We start from the raw sequence: 20803 nt of genomic DNA on the forward strand, positions 1-20803 counted from the left end.
GCTGAGAAGGGAGAGAGAAAAATGGCTGTAGAAGTTGTAATGCCGAAGTTAGGTATGGCGATGAAAGAAGGTATTATTACGAGTTGGAATATTAAAGCGGGTGATAATGTAACGAAAGGTGAATTAATCGCTAGCATTAATTCAGAAAAAATTGAAACAGAAATAGAAGCACCAGCTGATGGTACTGTACTGGATATAGCTGTAAGCGAAGATGAGGGAGTTCCGCCTGGTACTGTTATTTGCTATATCGGTAAACTGGATGAAAAAGTAGCTGCGCATGGAGCGGTAGATATTATAGAGGAATCTGCACCTAAGGAAGTAGCTCCTCAAAATGTACAGCATACAGAACCGTATGCGAAAGAAGGAACGAAACAAAGAATGAAAATTTCTCCAGTAGCGAAGAACATTGCAAAGTCTGAGAATATTGATATCAAAGTATTAATTGGTACAGGACCTGGCGGAAGAATTACAAAGGCAGATGTATTAAAAGCACTTGAAGAAAGAGTAACAATTCCAGAAGTACTTGAACAAGAACAGAGTAAAGTAATTCCTGTGGCTGGTATGCGTAAAGCGATCGCAAATCGTATGCACACAAGCTTACAAAACAGCGCGCAATTAACGTTAACGATGAAAGTGGATGTTACGGATTTAGTAGCTTTACATAAAAATATGGCTGAAATTGTGCAAAAACGATACGATAATAAACTAACAATTACTGATTTAGTTTCTCGTGCTGTTGTATTGGCACTTGGGGAGCATAAAGAAATGAACAGCGCTTATATAGATGATGCAATTCATCAATTTGAACATGTTCATTTAGGTATGGCAGTAGCATTAGAAAATGGCTTAGTCGTTCCAGCTATTCGCTTTGCAAATAATTTATCTTTAGTAGAGTTATCAAAAGAAATTAAGAAAGCTGCGCAAAAGGCAAGAGAAGGTAGTTTAAGTTGTGATGAGATGCAAGGAACGACATTTACAATTAGTAATTTAGGAAGTTTTGGAATTGAGTATTTCACACCAGTATTAAATACACCTGAGACTGGTATTTTAGGTGTAGGTGCAATTGAACATGTTCCAGTATATAAAGGGGAAGAATTGCAAAAAGGAAGCATATTACCATTAAGTTTAACATTCGATCATCGTGTATTAGATGGTGCACCAGCAGCTGCATTTTTACGCACAATTAAACAATATTTAGAAGAACCCGTAACAATTCTTTTATAAAGAGAAGGTGAGAGAATGAGTAAATTAGTTGTAATTGGAGGCGGGCCAGCTGGCTATGTAGCGGCGATAACCGCTGCTCAAAATGGTAAAGAAGTCGTTCTTATTGATGAAGCTGACCTTGGCGGAACGTGTTTAAATGTCGGGTGTATGCCTACAAAATCATTGTTAGAAAGTGCTGAAGTATACGATATTGTTAATCATGCGAATCGTTTTGGAGTATTAGTAGATAAGCAGAATGTATCAATTGATTGGAAACAAATACAGATGAGAAAATCACAAATCGTAACGCAGCTCGTCCAAGGTATACAATATTTAATGAAGAAAAATAAAATTAAAGTTATAAAGGGAAAAGCAAAATTTGTAACGAATCATCGTTTACAAGTTATACAAGGTAATAAGGAAGAAGTAGTCGATGGTGAGCAATTCATTATCGCATCGGGATCAGAACCAACTGAGCTTCCATTTGCTCCATTCGATGGAAAGTGGATATTAAATAGTAGTCATGCAATGTCTTTTGAGAGTGTACCATCTTCATTACTTATCGTTGGCGGTGGTGTAATAGGCTGCGAGTTTGCAAGTATATATAGTCGCCTTGGAACGAAAGTAACGATTGTTGAAATGGCACCACAATTACTACCTGGTGAAGATGAAGATATCGCAAGCATCTTAAGAGAGGAACTAGAAAAAGACGGCGTAGAAATTTTCACAGGAGCAGCTTTAAAAGGATTAAATAATTATAAAAAACAAGCGATGTTTGAATATGAAGGTAGAATTCATGAGGTATCTCCTGAGTATGTTCTTGTATCTGTTGGCAGAAGACCACGTGTGCATGTATTAGGTTTAGAGAATGCTGGAATCCAATTTTCTAATAAAGGGATTACTGTAAATGAGCATATGCAAACAAATATACCGCATATTTACGCAGCGGGTGATGTTATTGGAGGGATTCAGCTTGCTCACGTCGCCTTTCATGAAGGGACAACAGCAGCATTACATGCAAGTGGAGAAGGTGTGCAAGTAAATTATCATGCTGTACCACGCTGTATATACACAGCTCCTGAAATCGCAAGTGTTGGCTTAACTGAAAAAGGAGCTAGAAAGCAATACGGTGATATCCTCATAGGAGAATTCTCATTTACTGCGAACGGAAAAGCTCTTATCTTAGGAGAACAAATGGGGAAAGTAAAAGTCATCGTTGAACCTAAATATCAAGAAATTGTAGGGATTTCTATTATCGGTCCTCGTGCAACAGAACTCATTGGGCAAGGCACAGTAATGATTCATACGGAAGTTACCGCTGATATAATGAGGGATTATATCGCAGCGCATCCAACTTTATCTGAAGCAATTCATGAAGCGTTATTGCAGGCGGTTGGACATGCTGTACATGCTTGAAGGTAGAAAGACCAGTCTAAAATGACTGGTCTTTTTAGTAAACAATAATATTTAAGTAGAAATATGTATAAAAATATACTAGGAAAATCACTATTCTCTCATGTTTTCTAAATCGATGAGAGAATAGTGATTTTGAAACTTCTTCACTTATTTAATTGAAATGCCCTGTTACTATTTGATTTCAATCGCTGAAGTAATATCGTTCCAATCTGCAGCTAAATTAGCAGTTTTACCATACCAATCAGAGTGTCTAAAGAATACACCTTTTCCATATCCTTGCGTTGAAGTATGTTCCCAAAGCGTCGTTGAATAACTTGCCGAAGGTGATGCTGTACTTACAGAAGAAATTCTGTCGTTCCAGTTAGCAGGTAAGTTTTTAAAGCCGCTGCTCCAATAAATATATTGTCCACCTTTATCTTTATGTTCATAAAAATCAGTACTACCAGCACCACTACCTAAAGGATTAATTTGATTTTTAAGTGCCTTTTTATCCTTTTCAATAAAAGCATCCAAAGTTTCTCTGCTAGTAAAGCCATAAGCTAACCAATCTCCATTTTCATTTTGCTTAGGTAGTACCATAGTAATTTGGATGTCTTTTTTTGATTGGTCACTTAATTTTGCAAATGAATTAACATTCTTTTCATCAACTTTTAAATAATCAAATGATTTAATTGTATTATCTTTTTCTGCAGCACTTACTACTCCTAATCCTCCAGTTAATGCAAAACCCGCTACTAACGTCCCTGCTACTAATTTCTTCAACATATAACCATCCCTTTTTTGTTTAGATTTTTGTACAGGTAAATCTTGTACAAGTAAAATGTATTCTAGTTTTATAGTTTTGTAAATATTCTGAAGTTTTAGAAATAATAGGCGGAATATTAGCAGTTTTACATTTTTTCTTTAGAAAGAATGGTTATTGGAATGATATAATAAGCGGATACATTGCTTTTATTGGATGATAAAATGTTTTAGGAGAGATCTCATTGAAATATTTTACAAGAGATTGGTATAAAGAAATGCAAATTTCAGGATTTGTACATTTCATAGAATCAATAGAAGAATGGAAAGAAATAGATCCCGATTATATATAAAGTTTGAAAGACGAAGTAGAAGGAAGGATAGAAGATTTATTAAATTATCTTCCTGAAACACTACATCCATACTTTCATAACAATACTATTGATTTAAAATATCTCCCTAATGAATTAAAGAAACTTTTGTTAGAGAACAGATTATGAGAAAAGAATGGCACAATTAGTTCAATCATACTTAGAATATTTTAATTCCATTAAGAAAAAACTTTCGTCAAATGTCGTTCAGTTACATGAGGCATCACTACATGATAGTGTGATTAAAGTAGTAAAGAGAAAGTCAGAAGATACTTTGTTTATCGTATTAGATTGCAGTGGTACTTTTAGTGATTTTGATAAACTTCAAGTAACTTTTACAGGAGTGACGAAATGTTCTATGCCGGAAAATTTTGAAGGTGCTTGGTGGCTATACCATGAAATAGAGCTTACTGCAGATGGTTTCGAGCTGGGTGTTTTATTTGACTGTCCATTTAGAGAAGTAATACATCTGCTGCACAAATGTTTGACTTGATAAAGAAATAAAGTTATTGTAGATACATGAAGTCTACAATAGGAGCCGTATTATGAAATATTCTAAAGCTACAAACTATGCTCTTCACACAATGCTTTTTCTGGCAAAGGCTACGCCAAATAAGTTAGTTAGTGTTCATCAATTAGCGGAAATGCAAAAAGTTTCACCAACATACTTGTCTAAAATACTAACTAAATTGACGAAGGAAGGGATGATTCATTCATCATCAGGTCCTAAAGGTGGCTATTCGCTTAGTAATAATTGGGAAGATATTTCATTTTTGGATATTATACATGCTATTGAAGGAAAAACATCATTGTTTGAATGCTGTTTACATCATGAACCTGGATGTTTAATAAATGAAGTAATGCTTGCAGCAGAAGAAAAAATGGAAGCAGAGTTACGAAATCAAAAAATCGTAGATCTTGCGAAAAAGATAAAGGTGGATTTTTAATCCGCTTTTATTTTTAAATTAATTAAGGATAAAAAGACTCTGTAATATCTGTAATTATAGTTAAATGAATTAAGCTTATTCATGGAGGATGTTTATTTATGGAATTTATTGATTGTGCAGTAATAGGTGCAGGTCCTGCTGGGCTTAATGCAAGTTTAGTTTTAGGGAGAGCTCGTAAACAAATAGCGTTATTTGATAATAAAACGAATAGGAATCGCGTAACGCAAAAGTCTCACGGATTTATTACACGTGACGGGATTAAACCAGAAGAGTTTAAGGAATTAGGGTTAAATGATGTGAAGAAGTATCCGTCAGTTCATTATTATGAAAAAACAGTTTCAACGATAACGAAGCTATCCACAGGTTTATTTGAGATTGTGACATTAGATGATACAAAATATTTGGCGGAAAGAGTTTTATTAGCAACGGGTATACAGGAAGAATTTCCATCCATCCCTGATGTACGGGAATTCTATGGGAAAAGTTTATTTAGTTGTCCGTATTGTGATGGATGGGAATTAAAAGAGCAACCTCTCATTATTATTTCTGAAAACGAAGATTATACGTTGCATATGACAAAATTAGTTTATAACTGGTCTACGGATTTAGTAATCGCAACAAATGGTAATGAGTTAAGTAAGCCTTTGATGGATGAACTGTGTAATAAAAATATAAGAGTTATTACAGAGCCTATTCGTTCACTACAAGGTGAAGAGGGTTATTTAAAGCGAGTAGAGTTTCATTCAGGTTTGCACATCAAAAGAGCTGGTGGATTTATAGTGCCTACTTTCTTTAGGACAAATCAATTTTTAGAACAACTTGGTTGTAAACTGCAAAATAATGCAACTTTTGTAATAGATGATTTTGGTCGGACTTCAGAAAAAAATATTTACTTAGCAGGAGAAACAACGACTCAAGGGCCATCTTCATTAATTATTGCTGCATCACAAGGAAATAAAGTAGCGATTGCTATTAATAGTGATATTACAGATGAGCGGTTCTAACTAGAAAATGATATGTAGAAGGAGGAGAAGAAAATGAATAATTTTTGGGATGATCGATTTAAATCGGATGAATATTTTTATGGAGAAGAACCTAATACGTTTATTCAAGAACAAGCATTTCGTTTGGCAAATCACAATAAAGTAATAGCTTTCGCAGAGGGAGAAGGTAGAAATGCTGTTTTTCTAACAAGACAAGGACACGAAGTAATAGCTATTGATTATTCGGAGGGTGGATTAGAGAAAACAAAAAAATTAGCCGTGAAGCATAACGTAAAAGTGCATACAAAAAAGGTAGATTTATTAGCTGATAGTTTGCCAGCTAATGAATTCGATGCGGCAATTATGGTATTTGGACATTTTCATACTGATAATCAAAGAATGATATTAAATAAAATGATTCATACGATAAAGCCTGGTGGATTAATAATGATTGAAGTTTACTCGAAACAGCAATTAAATTATGGTACTGGTGGGCCAAAAGATATTGATATGCTGTATGATCCAATTGATATTCTTACTTGGTGTGAAGGGCATGAGGTTATTCATTTCTTTAATGGAGAACAAGAGCGAATTGAAGGGAAAGGACATACTGGTTTAGCTCATGTTATTCAAGTTGTTATTAGAAAATCAATGTAAATGTTGTTGGAAGTTGAATACTTAAATGTAAAAAGACCAGTCATTTTAGACTGGTCTTTTTATTTAGCTACTAAATTATCAAGCTTCCAATATGTATTTGTTAATGGAGCAACTTTACTATCTATGTACAAATACATATTATTTAAATCTTTTGGTGAAGTTTTCATATTAAATATAATGTCAGTAGTTAAAGAGAACTCGAGTGGAACATTTTTATATTTCTCATCATCTACTGGATGAACTTCACCTTCATATTTTTGACCAGTTTTTTCATCTTTTATGAAATATTTTATTTCTGAAAGATCAATAGTTTTTCCGTCGGCTCGAACATTATTAATCATAACACGAGTTGAAAGGCGCCACTCTTTGTCTATTTTTTCGAATTTTGCATTTTCAACTGTTGCTCTATAGTATCCGTTTTTAACTATTTCCCCATAGTGCATTGCATTCTTTTCGAGAGCGCTCTTTTCTTGTTTTGGTGTAGCACTTCCATTACATCCTGCCATTATCCCTGTAAATAATAATGCTGTACAAGTTACTTTAATTAAAGATTTCATAGTAATTCCTTTCTGTATTAAAAAGTAAAACGTAGGAATAATTTTACATCAATAGGAAAATAAATGTAAGTTTTTTTGTGGAATATGCAAATATGCATTTATTTGGTGTTAAAATTAATGAAATAGAAAGAGAGAAAAAACTCGCATAAAGCTGGGGAAATAAGAATTGAAAATATTGTAAAACGGAAGAAACGTGCATATAATTAACATGAAGTTTAAATTTCTGAATCTTCAATAACGGTGGTGAGAACATGTTTACTGAAGAACGTCGAGAGAACATTTTAGAACTGCTTAAGAAAGATGGAAGAGTAATCGCAAAGGATCTTGCGGAAAGGTTCGATATGTCTATCGATTCTATAAGAAGAGATCTGTCAATAATGGAGAAAGATGGTTTATTAAAAAGAACACACGGGGGTGCGGTTGAACTTGCGCGAGTGAGAAATTTAGCTGCTGAACCATCTACACGTTATAGTGATAGTTCAATATACGAGAAAGCAATTGCTAAAGTTGCTGCTTCCTATATACAAGAAGCAGAGTCAGTTTTTATTGGTGGGGCTTCAGTTCATTGTGCTATGTTAAAGTTTTTACCCGAAACATCATTTACAGTTATAACAAATTCTATAGAGGTAGCTAGTAAATTGCGGGAATGTAAGAACATTGATACTTATTTAATTGGTGGTAAGGTGAAAAATTCAGGAAATATTACTGATACACTTGCCTCTGAGTCAATTGGAAGTTTTTCTATTGATGTTAACTTTTCTACAGGTGGAGGCATTTCAATAAGTGGTATAAGTACTGCAACACCTGAAGTTGCTTATTTTAATAAAAGGGTAAGTGAAATTGCCAGAAGAAATATTTGTTTAGCCCCCCATAATAAACTTGGAATAGATTGCTTTATAAAAGGAGAGTCACTAAAAGAAATTGACCTTATTATAACAGACGAAGAAGCTAGTAAAGAAACCATTCAGGAATTTGAGAAACAAGGTAAACAAATTGTAATAGCGCCAATGTGCTAAATTTGAAAGGAGTTTGTAATGATTATAAAAGAGCGAGAGTTTCATATAAATGGATTAGTTTATACAATTCGTTCCGCAGCTGAGACAGATGCAGATCAGTTATCGAAACTAAGGGTACAAATCGATGGAGAAACTGAAAATATGGATAGAGAACAAGGTGAAGGATATATAGATACGATAGGATTCCAGCAAATAATAAAAACGGATAGTGAAAAAATGAAAAATCTCTTTTTAGTTGCGGAAGTTCATAACCATATCGTTGGATTTTCAAGATGTGAAGGGTCTGATTTAAAGAGATTGTCTCATAAAGTAGAGTTTGGCGTTTGTATTTTAAAAGAGTATTGGGGATATGGAATTGGTAAGAACCTTTTACAAAAATCTATTAATTGGGCTGATGCAAATGAAGTGAAAAAGATAGCGTTACAAGTGTTAGAAACAAATGACAAAGCCATTCAGCTTTATAAAAAATTAGGTTTTGAAGTAGAAGGCGTCCTGAAAAATGATAAAAGGCTGTCGGATGGTAAGTATTACAATACGGTTGTAATGGGTAGGGTGAATAATATTTTTCATAAAAGAGGTGAAGAAGTATGTTTTACAGAAGGAAATACTATAAAGTGAAAAATGAATTCGTTGAAATATTTAATAATCACTTCAATGAAACAAATTTACCTAATCAATTACAGTACGGTTCTCGTTTAATAGGACGCTGGATGAAAGATAATAATGATGGTACGACTGAAGTATTTGCAATATGGGAATATGATAGTTATGAAGATTATGAAGAAATTGAGACGAAAATTAGAAGTGATGAGATTCACGTGAAAAGAATACATGATTGGTATGAAAAATATGGTGGGAGAGAGTATGTTTTACAAGAGTATATATTGGAGATGAAAAATGAGGAATTACTATATACTGTAAAGTGATAACTAGGTGAAGTTTAGTAGAAATTAAAACAAAATTAAATGTTAGTTTAGCAGCTACTATTTTATTTCTAATCGCCGTGGTGATATTCTTTTTTAATTATAATCCGATAAAGTGGTTTTGTATTTTATTCGGATCAATCTTACAAAATATAGCTTTATTAAAAAAATATAAAGAAATTTATTAAGATATTCAAATTATTAACATATTTGTGTCGTCTTTCTAATTGTATTGTAAACGCTTTTACCCGGTTTTATAATAAAAGTATGTTTTTAAATCTCCAAATAATTAAAGGGGAGATGATACAATGTTAGCTTCACCGTATTACTTACATACATGGCAAAAGTTTGTGGATGAAGGTGTACTCGATTCAGACCGGATAAATAAAAGAATTTCAGAATCATGGCATCGCTGCAAACAAGCAAATGTTAATCCTCATATGAATAAAGGTCAGAACATTTTGACTTCTAATGTTTTTCAAGATCAAAAGCAAAAGAGTGAAATTTTTCTCGATATAGCATTACCTCATTTACAAAATATGAAGAAAACAATTGATGAATTGCAAATGATGGCATTATTAATCGATCCTGATGGATATGCTCTATCATTAAGTGGAAATAAACAAACGCTAAAACGAGCGAAACACATTAATTTCATTGAAGGTGTGAAATGGACGGAAGCCGCTGTTGGGACAAATGCGATTGGTACAGCGTTAGAAATTGAAGAGGCAATTATGATAAGTGGTACAGAACATTATTCTGTCGCCTCTCATAGCTGGAGTTGTGCAGCTGCTCCAATTCATAATGATGATGGGAAATTAATTGGCGTTCTTGATTTTTCGTGTCCGATTGAGTTTTCACATCCGTATATGCTTGGCATGGTAACTTCAATTGCGCATGCGATTGAACGGGAATGTAGCATTCGTGTTCATCAAAATGAACTACATTTAATTCACCGTTTTCTAGATGTAATTGATAGTGATGAAAAAGTTATTATTTGTAATCATCGTGATGTTGTTGTTTCTGCAAGTAAGCGGGTACGTGAGCAAGTTCCGAATTGGTCGCGAATGAGACTAGTGGACTTATTGCAGAATGGACTGACGTCAAAATTAGAAGTACCTGTATATAGTAAGGATAGAATGATAGGGAAATGTATTTATTTAGAGGAAAATAGACGTTCAAACATATATGGTTCTTTACGAATAAATGGAAAAGTACATTTTTCGGGTGTCATTGGGACGAGCTCTTCTTTTAATAACACGTTAAAAGAAATCCAGCTTGTTTCACCGACTGATGCTAGTGTATACGTATGTGGTGAAACAGGTGTAGGAAAAGAATATGTTGCTAGAGCTATTCATGAAAATAGCTCAAGAAAAGATGGCCCTTTTATAGCGGTTAATTGTGGTTCATTGCCGAAAGAATTAATGGAAAGTGAACTGTTCGGCTATGCTGAAGGAGCGTTTACAGGGGCACGGCGTCAAGGTTATAAAGGAAAGTTTGAACAAGCGGACGGAGGAACAATCTTTTTAGATGAAATTGGAGAAGTTCCACCAGAAATGCAAGTGGCACTATTACGTGTTTTACAAGAACGGAAAGTGACACCAATTGGAAGTTCAAAAGAAATCCCGGTAAATATTCGTGTTATTACAGCGACGCATAAAGATTTATTACGATTAGTAGAGGAAGGGAAATTCCGTCAAGATTTATATTATCGTTTACACGTTTATCCGATATACGTTCCATCATTATCAGAAAGAAAGGAAGACATCCCATATTTTATACAAGATTTTTGCGAGCGAAAGCAATGGAATATTCAATTCCCTACTAGCATTTGCAAGCAATTTTCACAACATAAATGGTCAGGAAATATAAGAGAATTATTAAATATACTAGAACGTATTTACATTTTGTCGCAAGGACGGGAAATATGCGAAAAACAAATATCATTTTTATTACAAACGATGATGGGAAAGCAAAAACAACTTGAGTTGCAAACTGAAAATAAAGAGGAACATACGCTGAATTTTCGTGAAAAAATACAGCGCGATAGCATGATTGAAGCATTACAAAAGACGAATGGGAATGTATCTTTAGCTGCAAAGTTATTAGATGTGCCTCGGAGTACGTTTTATAAGCGAATGCAAAAATTTAGGCTATAAAAGTAGATTTTTGTAATCTACTTTTTCTTTATGTGCTCAATTTCTGTCGGAATGTGCGCTTACCAGGGAAATAATAGAATAGTTAGAAAAAAGATTCCCTAAAGGAGGTTAGTAAGTGAAGTATATTGAAGTTGGGATCGGAAATAGATGGTTCGTTCGGACGGAAACGGAGAATAAGGATGGGACTGAATTTGAGGAACGAGGAATTGTAAAACCCATTTACTTTGAGTCTTTATATGTACGAGTTTGGTTTCGAAAAACGTGTTTTATTTTTGATACGAAAGGAGGGTTTAAGAAAGTAAGAAAAAGTAGAGATGAGTATAAGTTTATTGTTGGAATTGTGAGTAGGTTAAAACAATAGAATAAAACAGGGTGTGTTCTTATGATTAGAATTATCACCTTCATACTCGCAATTATAGTATTGGGCTATTCCATTTATAGTTGGAATGATGATTCGAAGTAAAGTATGCTCATTTTACAATTACTATTAGGTTTTATGTTTGCTAGTATGGGGATACAAAACGTTAAGAAGGATGAAAAAGAGAATAAGAATATGGGGCTTTTGCTTTTACTTACATCTCTATTTTGTATCATTATATCGTTCATAAAATATTTTAAATAAACCATTACTTAACATATTGAGTATTGGTTTATTTTTTTGAAGGTTTCTCATTAAAAATTTCAGTATTTATCAAAGGAGAGAAAATCAAATGCCGATGTCATTATATTATAAAAGACTTCGCGAAAAATTAGGATCTGAACTAATTTTTATGCCGAGTATAGCTGCTGTTATTAAAAACGAGCAGGGAGAAATCTTATTTCAATATCCTGGAGGAGAATACTGGAGTTTGCCAGCAGGGGCAATCGAACCAGGAGAAACACCAGAAGAAGCGGTTGTTAGAGAAGTGTGGGAAGAAACAGGATTGAAAGTAAAAGTGAAAAAGGAAAAAGGGGTATTTGGAGGGAAAGAATTCCGTCATACATATTCGAATGGAGATCAAGTAGAATATATTGTTATTGTATTTGAGTGTGAAGTTGTCGGGGGAGAGTTGAAAGCGATAGATGGAGAAACCTTAAAACTACAATATTTCCCCTTATCTGAAAAGCCACCATTAGCATTATCGTATCCCGATAAAATATTTTTATAGATGTAAAATAGCACCCCTTATTAATAAGGGGTGCTATTTATATAGCCCTGTCGTATACATCATTGTCAACGTATGTACAACTTCTTCTAAATCTAGTTTTTTATCATTTTGCACAATTGCCCAAAGAAACATTTCATTCATCGCAAACCAAGCGTGTGCTACAATCTCTTTATTTAATTCAGGGTGTGCCAATTTATTTTCTTGAGAGTAAGTAATATCCTGGGTAATACTTTTTATAAAGCGTTCGCGAATCTCATCCCATTTTTGACGTATCTCTTTTGATAACCCTATTGCTTCTTCCACAACTTGCAAAATAGCCCGTTCTTCTTCCGCCAACTGCAAAAAGGCACGCACTTGATTTTGTATCATTTGTTGAGCTTCGGACTTTGTGTTAGGTGTGAACGAACGTTCAGCAATATCATAAAAGCGATTCATAACATCTTCCATCAAAATGATAAGGAGATCATCTTTGTTTTTAAAGTATACATATGCAGTTCCGTAACCAGTTTCTGCATGTTTAATAATTTGCGTGATTGTCGTTTTCTGAAATCCGTTATTTATAAAGATAGTGTAACCGGAATGTAATAGTTTCTTTTTGGTTTCTAAGGAGCGGTGCTTTCTTGTTGAAAGAGCAGAGTTTTTCAAAGAATCACCTCTTTATACTGAAATATCTGAAAATATAATTGTATTGTAAAAGAAGTTTGTATATAAAGTCAACTGACATAATATCATTGACGTTATATCAACTTAAATGATATATTTCAATTAGTTAGAATAAAAAGAAAATTAAAAGAAGGTGACACCATGTATAAAGAACCATTTCAACCAACTTATGAGTATGCGCTTGAATGTGATAAACATGATGAACTGAAAGATTTTCAAACTGAATTTTATAAAAAAGAAGGAACAATATATTTAGATGGGAACTCATTAGGTTTACTTTCAAAAAGGGCAGAGAAATCGCTACTTACTTTGCTAGATTCATGGAAAGAGTATGGAATTGATGGATGGACTGAAGGAGAACATCCTTGGTTTTTCTTATCAGAAAAGCTAGGGGAATTGACTGCACCTCTTATTGGATCTTTACCAGAAGAGACAATTGTAACCGGTTCCACGACGACGAATATTCATCAAGTAATCGCAACCTTCTATGAACCGAAAGGGATTCGTACAAAAATTCTTGCGGATGAATTAACGTTCCCGTCAGATATATACGCGCTTCAAAGTCAAATTCGTTTAAAAGGATTAGATCCAGATGAGCATCTAGTTCAAGTGAAAAGTAGAGATGGTAGAACACTTTTAGAAGAAGATATTATTCATGCAATGACTGATGATATCGCTTTAATTTTATTGCCTTCTGTACTATATAGAAGCGGACAAATTCTTGATATGAAGCGATTAACAACAGAAGCACATAAACGTGGTATTCATATCGGTTTTGACTTATGTCATTCAATCGGCTCCATTCCGCATCATTTTAAAGAGTGGGATGTTGATTTCGCTGTATGGTGTAATTATAAATATTTAAATGCAGGGCCTGGTGGAGTTGCAGGATTATATGTGAATAAAAAACATTTTAATAGACTGCCAGGATTATCTGGTTGGTTTAGTTCTAGAAAAGATAAGCAGTTTGATATGGAACATTCATTAACTGCGGCAGACCATGCTGGAGCTTATCAAATAGGGACACCTCACGTATTAAGTACGGCGCCGTTAATCGGTTCACTTGAAATTTTTAAAGAAGCCGGCATTGAAAGGTTACGTGAAAAATCATTACATATTACGAGATACATGCTTAATTTAATTAAATATGAATTAAAAGATTTTGGATTTACAATTGGAAATCCGCTAGAGGATGAAAAACGAGGCGGGCATATTTATTTAGAACATGCTGAGGCGGCACGTATATGTAAAGCGTTAAAAGCAAATGGAGTGATTCCTGATTTTAGAGCTCCGAATGGAGTTAGACTTGCACCGGTTGCTTTATACAATACGTATGAGGAAGTATGGAACTCTGTACAAATTTTAAAGAAAATTATGAAAGAAGAAGAATATAAAAAGTTTGAAAATAAGCGAGAGGTTGTGGCATAAGCATGAAAACATCGCAGTGGATTGATATTTCGCAACCACTAAATAATGATATCGCAACGTGGCCAGGGGATACACCGTTCTCGTATGAAGTTTCATGGTCAAAAAAAGACAGTGGTTCAGTCAATGTCGGAAAGTTAACGATGAGTATTCATACTGGTACTCATATTGATGCACCTTTTCATTTCGATAATGACGGTAAGAAGGTGTTAGATCTAGATATAGACGTATATGTAGGTGCAGTACGAATTATCGATGTTTCAGGGTTGGAGAGTATCGGCAAAAAGGAATTAGAAACTATTAATTTAGAAGGTGTAGAACGATTATTATTACGTACATCCTCACACGGTAAAGCGCAAGAGTTTCCAGAAGTAATCCCGTATTTACGTGCCGATATTGCCCCTTTTCTTTCAAGTAAAGGTATTCGTTTAATTGGGGTAGATGTGCCTTCTGTTGATCCTTTAGATGATAAAGAACTAGCAGCGCATCATCAATTATTTAAACACGGAATTCATATTTTAGAAAATGTCGTACTAGATGACGTAGTAGATGGCGATTACGAACTTATTGCATTACCACTTGCATTAACAGATGCAGATGGAAGTCCAGTTCGCGCTGTTATTAGACCAATATAAATAGAAATGTTAAAAGGGGCGTTTGACTAATATGAAAGAAAACGAAAAAGTAATTATGGAAAAAGGGATTCACACGGACTTTAAGGAAAATATGACGTATGGAGAGTATTTACAATTAGATAGTTTACTATCTTCTCAAAAGAGATTGTCCGATCATCATGATGAAATGTTATTTATCGTCATTCACCAAGCGAGTGAACTTTGGATGAAGCTTATTTTACACGAATTGAACGCAGCAATTGAATCTATTAAAAATGATAAATTGGCACCAGCATTTAAAATGTTAGCACGTGTATCAAAAATTCAGTCACAAATTATTCAATCTTGGGATATTCTTGCGACATTAACACCATCAGAATATATTGAGTTTCGCGATTCACTTGGTCAGGCCTCAGGTTTTCAATCGTATCAATATCGAATGATTGAGTATGCACTTGGTTATAAAACACCACATGCATTAAAAATTTATGAAAAAGATCCAGAATTACATGCTCGTCTTCATAAAGCGCTTCATGCGCCAAGTTTGTATGACGTTGCGATACAAGCGCTTGTTAAAGAAGGTTTCCCAATTCATAAAGATGTGTTAAATCGTGATATTACACAGCCTTACGAAGAGGATGCAACTGTAGAAGCTGCTTGGATAGAAGTATATGCGGACGTTAAGAAATATTGGGATTTATATCAGCTTGCAGAGAAATTAATTGATATTGAAGACTGGCTACAACAATGGCGCTTCCGTCATATGAAAACGGTAGAACGCATTATCGGTCATAAAATGGGAACAGGTGGATCTTCTGGCGTATCTTATTTAAAGCGAGTGCTTGATCAACGTTTCTTCCCAGAGCTTTGGAGCGTTCGAACTAAGTTATAAAAAATAAAACCTGATAGCTACTAAAGCTGTCAGGTTTTATTTTTTAGAGTTAATTTCGTGTATTAGACATTTTTGAAATTGTTGATAAGACTGGTTTTCAATTCGGCTTAAATGGCGGTAAGGAATGATTGTACAAGTTTTATTTGAATTAGGATATAAGAATTCAAATGTATGTTGCTTCTGAAAAATGAAATCATTTGAGAGGAAATTTAAGTTTTGTAATATTGAAATTAGGTTTATAAATGCTCTTTTTCCGTGTACTACGATTATAGAGGGTTGTATTGTATGTAACATCTCAATAAATGGTTGTTTCACTTCTTCTATGACGTCTTTAGGTAATGCTCGCAATTCTTTTTCTTTTGATGTTGGATAAGAGAAAATATTAGTTTCGAATATTACTTCATTTGTTTCTGTAAAAACTTTTGTAACCAAATCATTAATTCTTTTCCGAGTTGGAGATTGTTTTCTTTTACCTTTCTTTACTCGCAGTGCTTCATAATAAGAAATAAAGTTTTTATGGGATAAAATTAAGTTTTGATATGCACTTTGCTTCAAATCGTCTATATGAATTGGAGTAGCTGGATTATATCCGACAAGAAAAATGTTTGGATTTGTGTCATTGTTTGAATAGAGGCCAGGGCGTAAATACACGCCATTTATACTAGGATAACTATATTTTCTGATGATTTGGTTTAATTTATTCGTCATCATATAAAATCTCCTTTCTAAATTTAAACATACAATAAAAGCATGTGTTTTAATAGAGAAAGAAATATAAAATTGTATAAACAACAAATACTAAATAATCAAATGATCATTAAGATGGAGGAAGATTCTTTGAATTTCGAACAACTAGAAAATAAATTTAAAAAGAAAAAAGTTAATACATTCCTTGTTTATCAAAAGGGGGAATTAACGACTGAATACTATAAAACGATAGACTGTGCACATGACTTATATAAAATTAATTCAATTACAAAAAGCATCGTATCTATATTAATTGGTATCACAATTGATAAAGGGTTAATAAACGATATACATACACCAATTACAACATGGATTCCAAATGTGCCAGAGGAAAAGAGAGAATTAACGCTTTATCATTTATTAACGATGACAACGGGAGAAGAGTGGAAAGAGTTTGGGAATGGGGTCGTTTTTCCAAATGACTTTGTGGATTCAGAAGACTGGATACAATTCATTATAGAAAAGCCGCTCATTGAAGAAATGGGTACAAAAATGAATTATAATTCAGGTTCTTCACATTTACTTAGTTATATTATCCAAGAAGAAACTGGTATGTCGACAGAGCAGTTTGCCAAAAAATATTTATTTGGGCCGCTAGACATTAAGGAATACGAGTGGCAACAAGACCCGCAAGGTGTATATGTCGGCGGATTCGGCATGAAAATGAAATCTATAGATTTATTAAAGGTCGGAAAATTATGTTTGCAGAATGGATATTGGCAGGGGAATGAAATTGTATCATCGAAATGGTTAGAAGATTCAAGGGAGGCACTATTTGAAACGTATGAACACGTCGGAGCATATGGATATCACTGGTGGGTATTAAATAACGAAAGATTTCACATACCGTATTGTATATATTTTGCTATGGGGTACGGAGGGCAATACATTATTATCATTCCGCAGTTAGAGCTCGTAGCTGTTATTAGTAGTCACATGCCCAAACGTGGACTCGTACCATTAAAGTTATTTATTGAGCATATAAAAGAGAATTCCAATCATAAATAAGAAGAGGAGGGATATGCGTTATGAAAAGTGCGAAAACGATAGCGATTTATAGGCTGTTTTTAAGTCTTCTAGCGTTTAGTGCACTTATTACTCAATTTGTTACAAGGGCACAAGTGAAACCGTTCAATCCAGTTAACTTTTTTAGTTTCTTCACAATTGAAAGTAATATTTTAGTGGCGATAATTCTACTTTTAAGCAGTTTTGGAACAGCCACATTCGGACGTTCGGAGCAGTTTGGAGTTCTTCGCGGTGCGGCAACAGTATACATACTAACAACAGGACTCATTTATTTTCTGTTATTAAGAGGATTAGAAGAGTCACTTCAAACACCGATACCGTGGGTAAATACCGTGCTTCATTACATCATGCCGATTGCAATGATATTAGATTGGGTTATCAATCCACCTACGAAGACCATTACATGGAAACAGGCTGCGAGTTGGCTTGTTTTCCCGCTTTTATATGTTGTATATAGCTTAATACGTGGTCCATTCGTGAATTGGTACCCATATCCGTTTTTAGATCCGAGAATAGGTGGCTATGGTAGAGTGCTTTTATATAGTATCGGAATAGCTGTTGTCATTGGGGCTATATGTGGGTTGGTAAAAATGTTAGGAAATCGGTCGTTGAAGATAAAAAACAATCCTCCTTATTAAAGATTTTGTATATAAAGAAACCTCTGTCTGTATTAAAGATAGAGGTTTCTTTGTTTTACCGACTTGTTTTATGAAAGGACATCTTTAGAAACTTCTCTGTTTTCGTATCAAACTCTACATCAACAAAAACACCATATTCTTTTCCATCCTCACGTAGCCACAATTTAAACTTTTCCACTGTTATTTGTACAGTTTTTGGTTTTCTACCTATATGAAGGTAATCAATAATCTCTGCTTTTGGATATTGTTCTTTCGTTTTTTCAACGGCCAGTTTCCCCCATTTTGCATATGGTGGTTGTGCGTGAACAATAGATGGACCAGTATATATATTTGCACAAGTTGTGATTAAAAAAATTATAAATGCTGTACGTGTAATGAATTGCTTCATAATAATCTCCTTTATCCTTTTTGTATATTGTTTACATATTTCTTTAAGCATATAAGTTTGGCTTTTTTTGTCTTCTTTACATAAAAGCGAGTGTTTTACAAAACATAACCATGAAATCATTTCCGTAATTAAGGAGGGAAATACATGCGTCAAAAAACTGTTTTTAAGATAGCGATTTTACTCGTCTTTATCGGGCTATCTGTAATGGTAAGTAGTATACAAATGAAAAATGTAGAAGCCTTTTCTAATCAAGTGATTCAAAGGGGAGCATCTGGAGAAGATGTCATTGAATTGCAATCTCGTTTGAAATATAACGGATTTTATACAGGGAAAGTAGATGGTGTTTTCGGATGGGGTACATATTGGGCACTTCGGAATTTTCAAGAAAAATTCGGGTTGCCAGTTGATGGTTTAGCGGGTGCTAAAACGAAGCAAATGCTTGTAAAGGCAACGAAGTATGAAAAATCGACTGCTAATAAAGGTACTACAACTAATAAAGGGAATAGCGGTGGAGGTACACAAGAAAATAAGCCACCAAAAAGTACAGGGACAAATGTTCCAAACGGTTATTCTCAAAATGATATACAGCTAATGGCAAACGCTGTATACGGAGAATCACGTGGAGAGCCGTATTTAGGACAAGTAGCAGTAGCTGCGGTTATTTTAAACCGCGTCACAAGCGCATCATTCCCAAATACTGTTTCAGGAGTAATCTTTGAACCGAGAGCCTTTACAGCAGTAGCAGATGGACAAATATATTTAACACCAAATGAAACAGCGAAAAAAGCTGTACTAGATGCGATCAATGGCTGGGATCCTACAGGAAATGCATTATATTATTTCAACCCAGATACTGCGACAAGTAAATGGATTTGGTCTCGCCCACAAATTAAAAAAATCGGTAAACATATTTTCTGTAAATAGAGCGGAGGTGGAAACATGTTACGAGGTATTATTATTGTATTGTTAACAGTAGGGGTAGTTGGAACGGGATATTGGGGCTATAAAGAGCATCAAGAGAAAAATGCAGTATTAATTAGAGCTGAAAACAGTTATCAGCGTGCGTTTCATGATTTAGCGTATGAGGTTGACTTATTACACGATAAAATTGGGACAACACTTGCGATGAATTCACGTTCATCTTTATCACCAGCTTTAGCAGATGTATGGCGCTTAACATCTGAAGCTCGTTCTGATGTAGGGCAACTACCATTAACATTAATGCCATTTAATAAAACGGAAGAATTTTTAGCGAATATCGGTGATTTCAGCTATCGTGCAGCGATTCGTGATTTAGAGAAAGAACCGTTAAATGATCAAGAGTATAAAACATTGCAAACCTTATATTCAAATGCAGGCAATATACAAGATGAACTAAGAAAAGTGCAACATCTTGTTTTGAAAAACAATCTGCGCTGGATGGATGTAGAAATGGCTCTTGCGTCAAATCGAGATCCAGCAGATAACACAATTATCGATGGATTAAATACCGTAGAAAAGAATGTAACATCATATTCGTCTACTAATTTCGGACCGACTTTTACAAGTGCACAAAAGAAGAAAAAGGGCGGATTTGAAGCAGAAGGGAAAGCAATTTCGAAAGAAGAAGCTGAAAAAATTGCTAGATCATTTTTAAATTTAAAAGGTAATGAAAAAGTAGAAGTTGAGAAAAGCGGAAAAGGTGCAAAAGAATCATTTTATAGTGTAAAGATTCAAGACCCAGCGACAAATAATGAGTTTTATATGGATATTACCGAGAAAGGTGGATATCCAATTTGGGTAATGAATAACCGAGAAATTAAAGAACAAAAAATTAGTTTAAATGATGCTGGAAGTAAAGGGTTAACATTTTTAAAGGATCACAAATTTACAAATATGGAGCTATTTGATAGTTCTCAATATGATAATATTGGTGTGTTTACGTACGTTGTAAATGAAAACGGAGTGCGTATGTATCCAGAAGCAATTCAAATGAAAATTGCTTTAGATGATGGATCGATTGTTGGGTTTTCAGCGAAGGAATATTTAGCATCACATCAAAAACGAACAATACCAAGTGCGAAGCTAACTGCTGCTGAGGCAAGGAAGAAAATTAATCCAGATGTAAAAGTAATGGAAGAGCGAAAAGCTTTAGTAGTAAATGACTTGCATAATGAAGTACTTTGCTATGAGTTTGTTGGTACTTTAGGGAAAGATACGTACCAAATTTTCATTAACGCAAATAGCGGTGCAGAAGAAAAAGTGAAGAAGATGCAAGCTGTTGAAAAAATTTATGATTAAACATTTATG

23 protein-coding genes and 2 pseudogenes are annotated in these 20803 nt (G+C 34.2%); 20 read left to right on the forward strand and 5 right to left on the reverse strand.

Annotated elements, in window-relative coordinates:
• The first annotated feature begins 21 nt into the window (after positions 1-21).
• Together MR109_RS14725 and lpdA are read left to right on the forward strand one after the other, a co-directional pair.
• Positions 22-1224, forward strand: a complete 1203-nt coding sequence (locus tag MR109_RS14725) for a dihydrolipoamide acetyltransferase family protein (RefSeq protein ID WP_242272659.1) — start codon at positions 22-24, stop codon at positions 1222-1224.
• A 15-nt stretch (positions 1225-1239) separates the two neighbouring features.
• Complete coding sequence (gene lpdA, locus MR109_RS14730; RefSeq protein WP_242272661.1) at positions 1240-2619, forward strand: dihydrolipoyl dehydrogenase; 1380 nt, start codon at positions 1240-1242, stop codon at positions 2617-2619.
• A gap of 171 nt (positions 2620-2790) precedes the next feature.
• On the opposite strand, the gene MR109_RS14735 is transcribed toward lpdA, so the two are convergent.
• Positions 2791-3384, reverse strand: coding sequence for a hypothetical protein (locus MR109_RS14735; RefSeq protein ID WP_242272663.1), 594 nt, complete (start codon positions 3382-3384; stop codon positions 2791-2793).
• A gap of 221 nt (positions 3385-3605) precedes the next feature.
• Between MR109_RS14735 and MR109_RS14740 the strand changes: the two are divergent.
• The 4 genes and pseudogenes from MR109_RS14740 (at position 3606) to MR109_RS14755 (ending at position 6318) form a co-directional block, all read left to right on the forward strand.
• Positions 3606-4224: pseudogene (locus tag MR109_RS14740) on the forward strand (DUF4085 family protein).
• A 52-nt stretch (positions 4225-4276) separates the two neighbouring features.
• Positions 4277-4678 (forward strand): Rrf2 family transcriptional regulator, encoded by a 402-nt coding sequence (locus MR109_RS14745; protein ID WP_242272665.1) that lies wholly within the window; start codon positions 4277-4279, stop codon positions 4676-4678.
• Positions 4679-4776: 98 nt separating this feature from the next.
• Positions 4777-5682, forward strand: a complete 906-nt coding sequence (locus MR109_RS14750) for an NAD(P)/FAD-dependent oxidoreductase (RefSeq protein WP_242272666.1) — start codon at positions 4777-4779, stop codon at positions 5680-5682.
• A gap of 33 nt (positions 5683-5715) precedes the next feature.
• Positions 5716-6318, forward strand: a complete 603-nt coding sequence (locus MR109_RS14755; protein WP_242272668.1) for a class I SAM-dependent methyltransferase — start codon at positions 5716-5718, stop codon at positions 6316-6318.
• A gap of 59 nt (positions 6319-6377) precedes the next feature.
• On the opposite strand, the gene MR109_RS14760 is transcribed toward MR109_RS14755, so the two are convergent.
• A complete protein-coding gene (locus MR109_RS14760; RefSeq protein ID WP_071719375.1) occupies positions 6378-6875 on the reverse strand; it encodes a hypothetical protein in 498 nt (165 codons plus the stop codon).
• A 251-nt stretch (positions 6876-7126) separates the two neighbouring features.
• Between MR109_RS14760 and MR109_RS14765 the strand changes: the two genes are divergently transcribed.
• The 7 genes and pseudogenes from MR109_RS14765 (at position 7127) to MR109_RS14795 (ending at position 12121) form a co-directional block, all read left to right on the forward strand.
• On the forward strand, positions 7127-7891 hold the full coding sequence (locus tag MR109_RS14765; protein ID WP_071719376.1) for a DeoR/GlpR family DNA-binding transcription regulator: 765 nt from the start codon (positions 7127-7129) through the stop codon (positions 7889-7891).
• Positions 7892-7909: 18 nt separating this feature from the next.
• Positions 7910-8509, forward strand: coding sequence for a GNAT family N-acetyltransferase (locus tag MR109_RS14770; RefSeq protein WP_242272670.1), 600 nt, complete (start codon positions 7910-7912; stop codon positions 8507-8509).
• Positions 8479-8817, forward strand: coding sequence for an NIPSNAP family protein (locus MR109_RS14775; RefSeq protein ID WP_098474381.1), 339 nt, complete (start codon positions 8479-8481; stop codon positions 8815-8817). Before MR109_RS14770 ends, MR109_RS14775 begins: the two co-directional genes overlap by 31 nt.
• Before the next feature lie 305 nt (positions 8818-9122).
• Positions 9123-10973, forward strand: a complete 1851-nt coding sequence (locus tag MR109_RS14780) for a sigma-54-dependent Fis family transcriptional regulator (RefSeq protein WP_242272672.1) — start codon at positions 9123-9125, stop codon at positions 10971-10973.
• Between the two features lie 115 nt (positions 10974-11088).
• Positions 11089-11334: a DUF3977 family protein gene (locus tag MR109_RS14785; protein ID WP_071719381.1), complete on the forward strand. Its 246-nt coding sequence runs from the start codon at positions 11089-11091 to the stop codon at positions 11332-11334.
• Between the two features lie 21 nt (positions 11335-11355).
• Positions 11356-11595 (forward strand): annotated as a pseudogene (locus MR109_RS14790) (DUF3953 domain-containing protein).
• An 88-nt stretch (positions 11596-11683) separates the two neighbouring features.
• Entirely contained in the window at positions 11684-12121 is a 438-nt protein-coding gene (locus MR109_RS14795; RefSeq protein ID WP_098304776.1) for an NUDIX domain-containing protein, read from the forward strand.
• Positions 12122-12154: 33 nt separating this feature from the next.
• On the opposite strand, the gene MR109_RS14800 is transcribed toward MR109_RS14795, so the two are convergent.
• A complete protein-coding gene (locus tag MR109_RS14800) occupies positions 12155-12766 on the reverse strand; it encodes a TetR/AcrR family transcriptional regulator (RefSeq protein ID WP_071719384.1) in 612 nt (203 codons plus the stop codon).
• 159 nt (positions 12767-12925) lie between these two features.
• On the opposite strand from MR109_RS14800, the gene kynU reads away from it, so the two are divergent.
• Genes kynU through kynA form a run of 3 tightly spaced genes read left to right on the forward strand, consistent with a single transcriptional unit; the run spans position 12926 to position 15715 of the window.
• On the forward strand, positions 12926-14212 hold the full coding sequence (gene kynU, locus MR109_RS14805; RefSeq protein WP_242272674.1) for a kynureninase: 1287 nt from the start codon (positions 12926-12928) through the stop codon (positions 14210-14212).
• Between the two features lie 2 nt (positions 14213-14214).
• The gene (kynB, locus tag MR109_RS14810) at positions 14215-14844 is read left to right on the forward strand and encodes an arylformamidase (protein WP_242272675.1); all 630 of its coding nucleotides are present in this window, start codon (positions 14215-14217) and stop codon (positions 14842-14844) included.
• 31 nt (positions 14845-14875) lie between these two features.
• Positions 14876-15715 carry a tryptophan 2,3-dioxygenase gene (gene kynA / locus MR109_RS14815; RefSeq protein ID WP_048370906.1) on the forward strand — a complete coding sequence of 280 codons (840 nt, stop codon included), beginning with the start codon at positions 14876-14878 and terminating at the stop codon, positions 15713-15715.
• Positions 15716-15751: 36 nt separating this feature from the next.
• Here the strand turns inward: kynA and MR109_RS14820 are convergent, their stop codons facing one another.
• The gene (locus tag MR109_RS14820; protein ID WP_071719388.1) at positions 15752-16426 is read right to left on the reverse strand and encodes a hypothetical protein; all 675 of its coding nucleotides are present in this window, start codon (positions 16424-16426) and stop codon (positions 15752-15754) included.
• 126 nt (positions 16427-16552) lie between these two features.
• On the opposite strand from MR109_RS14820, the gene MR109_RS14825 reads away from it, so the two are divergent.
• On the forward strand, positions 16553-17470 hold the full coding sequence (locus MR109_RS14825) for a serine hydrolase domain-containing protein (protein ID WP_242272677.1): 918 nt from the start codon (positions 16553-16555) through the stop codon (positions 17468-17470).
• Positions 17471-17490: 20 nt separating this feature from the next.
• The gene (locus tag MR109_RS14830) at positions 17491-18126 is read left to right on the forward strand and encodes a Pr6Pr family membrane protein (RefSeq protein WP_178939785.1); all 636 of its coding nucleotides are present in this window, start codon (positions 17491-17493) and stop codon (positions 18124-18126) included.
• Between the two features lie 55 nt (positions 18127-18181).
• Here MR109_RS14830 and MR109_RS14835 read toward each other — a convergent pair whose 3' ends face one another.
• Entirely contained in the window at positions 18182-18514 is a 333-nt protein-coding gene (locus tag MR109_RS14835; protein WP_025148499.1) for a DUF3889 domain-containing protein, read from the reverse strand.
• 144 nt (positions 18515-18658) lie between these two features.
• Here MR109_RS14835 and sleB point away from each other — a divergent pair, with 144 nt between their 5' ends.
• Both sleB and ypeB read left to right on the forward strand, forming a co-directional pair.
• A complete protein-coding gene (gene sleB / locus MR109_RS14840) occupies positions 18659-19438 on the forward strand; it encodes a spore cortex-lytic enzyme (RefSeq protein WP_242272679.1) in 780 nt (259 codons plus the stop codon).
• Between the two features lie 15 nt (positions 19439-19453).
• On the forward strand, positions 19454-20794 hold the full coding sequence (ypeB, locus tag MR109_RS14845) for a germination protein YpeB (protein ID WP_048370895.1): 1341 nt from the start codon (positions 19454-19456) through the stop codon (positions 20792-20794).
• The last annotated feature ends 9 nt before the right edge of the window (positions 20795-20803 follow it).

Source organism: Bacillus cereus group sp. BfR-BA-01310 (assembly GCF_022664325.1).
GTDB classification, from domain to species: Bacteria; Bacillota; Bacilli; order Bacillales; family Bacillaceae_G; genus Bacillus_A; species Bacillus_A paramycoides.

Bases quoted from the DNA above. Each gene is read 5' to 3' on its own strand.
- kynB (WP_242272675.1), top strand. From the start codon at position 14,215: ATGAAAACATCGCAGTGGATTGATATTTCGCAACCACTAAATAATGAT.
- MR109_RS14735 (WP_242272663.1), bottom strand. From the start codon at position 3,384: ATGTTGAAGAAATTAGTAGCAGGGACGTTAGTAGCGGGTTTTGCATTA.
- MR109_RS14830 (WP_178939785.1), top strand. From the start codon at position 17,491: ATGAAAAGTGCGAAAACGATAGCGATTTATAGGCTGTTTTTAAGTCTT.
- MR109_RS14750 (WP_242272666.1), top strand. From the start codon at position 4,777: ATGGAATTTATTGATTGTGCAGTAATAGGTGCAGGTCCTGCTGGGCTT.
- MR109_RS14775 (WP_098474381.1), top strand. From the start codon at position 8,479: ATGTTTTACAGAAGGAAATACTATAAAGTGAAAAATGAATTCGTTGAA.
- sleB (WP_242272679.1), top strand. From the start codon at position 18,659: ATGCGTCAAAAAACTGTTTTTAAGATAGCGATTTTACTCGTCTTTATC.
- MR109_RS14795 (WP_098304776.1), top strand. From the start codon at position 11,684: ATGCCGATGTCATTATATTATAAAAGACTTCGCGAAAAATTAGGATCT.
- MR109_RS14755 (WP_242272668.1), top strand. From the start codon at position 5,716: ATGAATAATTTTTGGGATGATCGATTTAAATCGGATGAATATTTTTAT.
- MR109_RS14765 (WP_071719376.1), top strand. From the start codon at position 7,127: ATGTTTACTGAAGAACGTCGAGAGAACATTTTAGAACTGCTTAAGAAA.
- kynU (WP_242272674.1), top strand. From the start codon at position 12,926: ATGTATAAAGAACCATTTCAACCAACTTATGAGTATGCGCTTGAATGT.
- MR109_RS14820 (WP_071719388.1), bottom strand. From the start codon at position 16,426: ATGATGACGAATAAATTAAACCAAATCATCAGAAAATATAGTTATCCT.
- kynA (WP_048370906.1), top strand. From the start codon at position 14,876: ATGAAAGAAAACGAAAAAGTAATTATGGAAAAAGGGATTCACACGGAC.
- lpdA (WP_242272661.1), top strand. From the start codon at position 1,240: ATGAGTAAATTAGTTGTAATTGGAGGCGGGCCAGCTGGCTATGTAGCG.
- MR109_RS14770 (WP_242272670.1), top strand. From the start codon at position 7,910: ATGATTATAAAAGAGCGAGAGTTTCATATAAATGGATTAGTTTATACA.
- ypeB (WP_048370895.1), top strand. From the start codon at position 19,454: ATGTTACGAGGTATTATTATTGTATTGTTAACAGTAGGGGTAGTTGGA.
- MR109_RS14745 (WP_242272665.1), top strand. From the start codon at position 4,277: ATGAAATATTCTAAAGCTACAAACTATGCTCTTCACACAATGCTTTTT.
- MR109_RS14835 (WP_025148499.1), bottom strand. From the start codon at position 18,514: ATGAAGCAATTCATTACACGTACAGCATTTATAATTTTTTTAATCACA.
- MR109_RS14760 (WP_071719375.1), bottom strand. From the start codon at position 6,875: ATGAAATCTTTAATTAAAGTAACTTGTACAGCATTATTATTTACAGGG.
- MR109_RS14780 (WP_242272672.1), top strand. From the start codon at position 9,123: ATGTTAGCTTCACCGTATTACTTACATACATGGCAAAAGTTTGTGGAT.
- MR109_RS14725 (WP_242272659.1), top strand. From the start codon at position 22: ATGGCTGTAGAAGTTGTAATGCCGAAGTTAGGTATGGCGATGAAAGAA.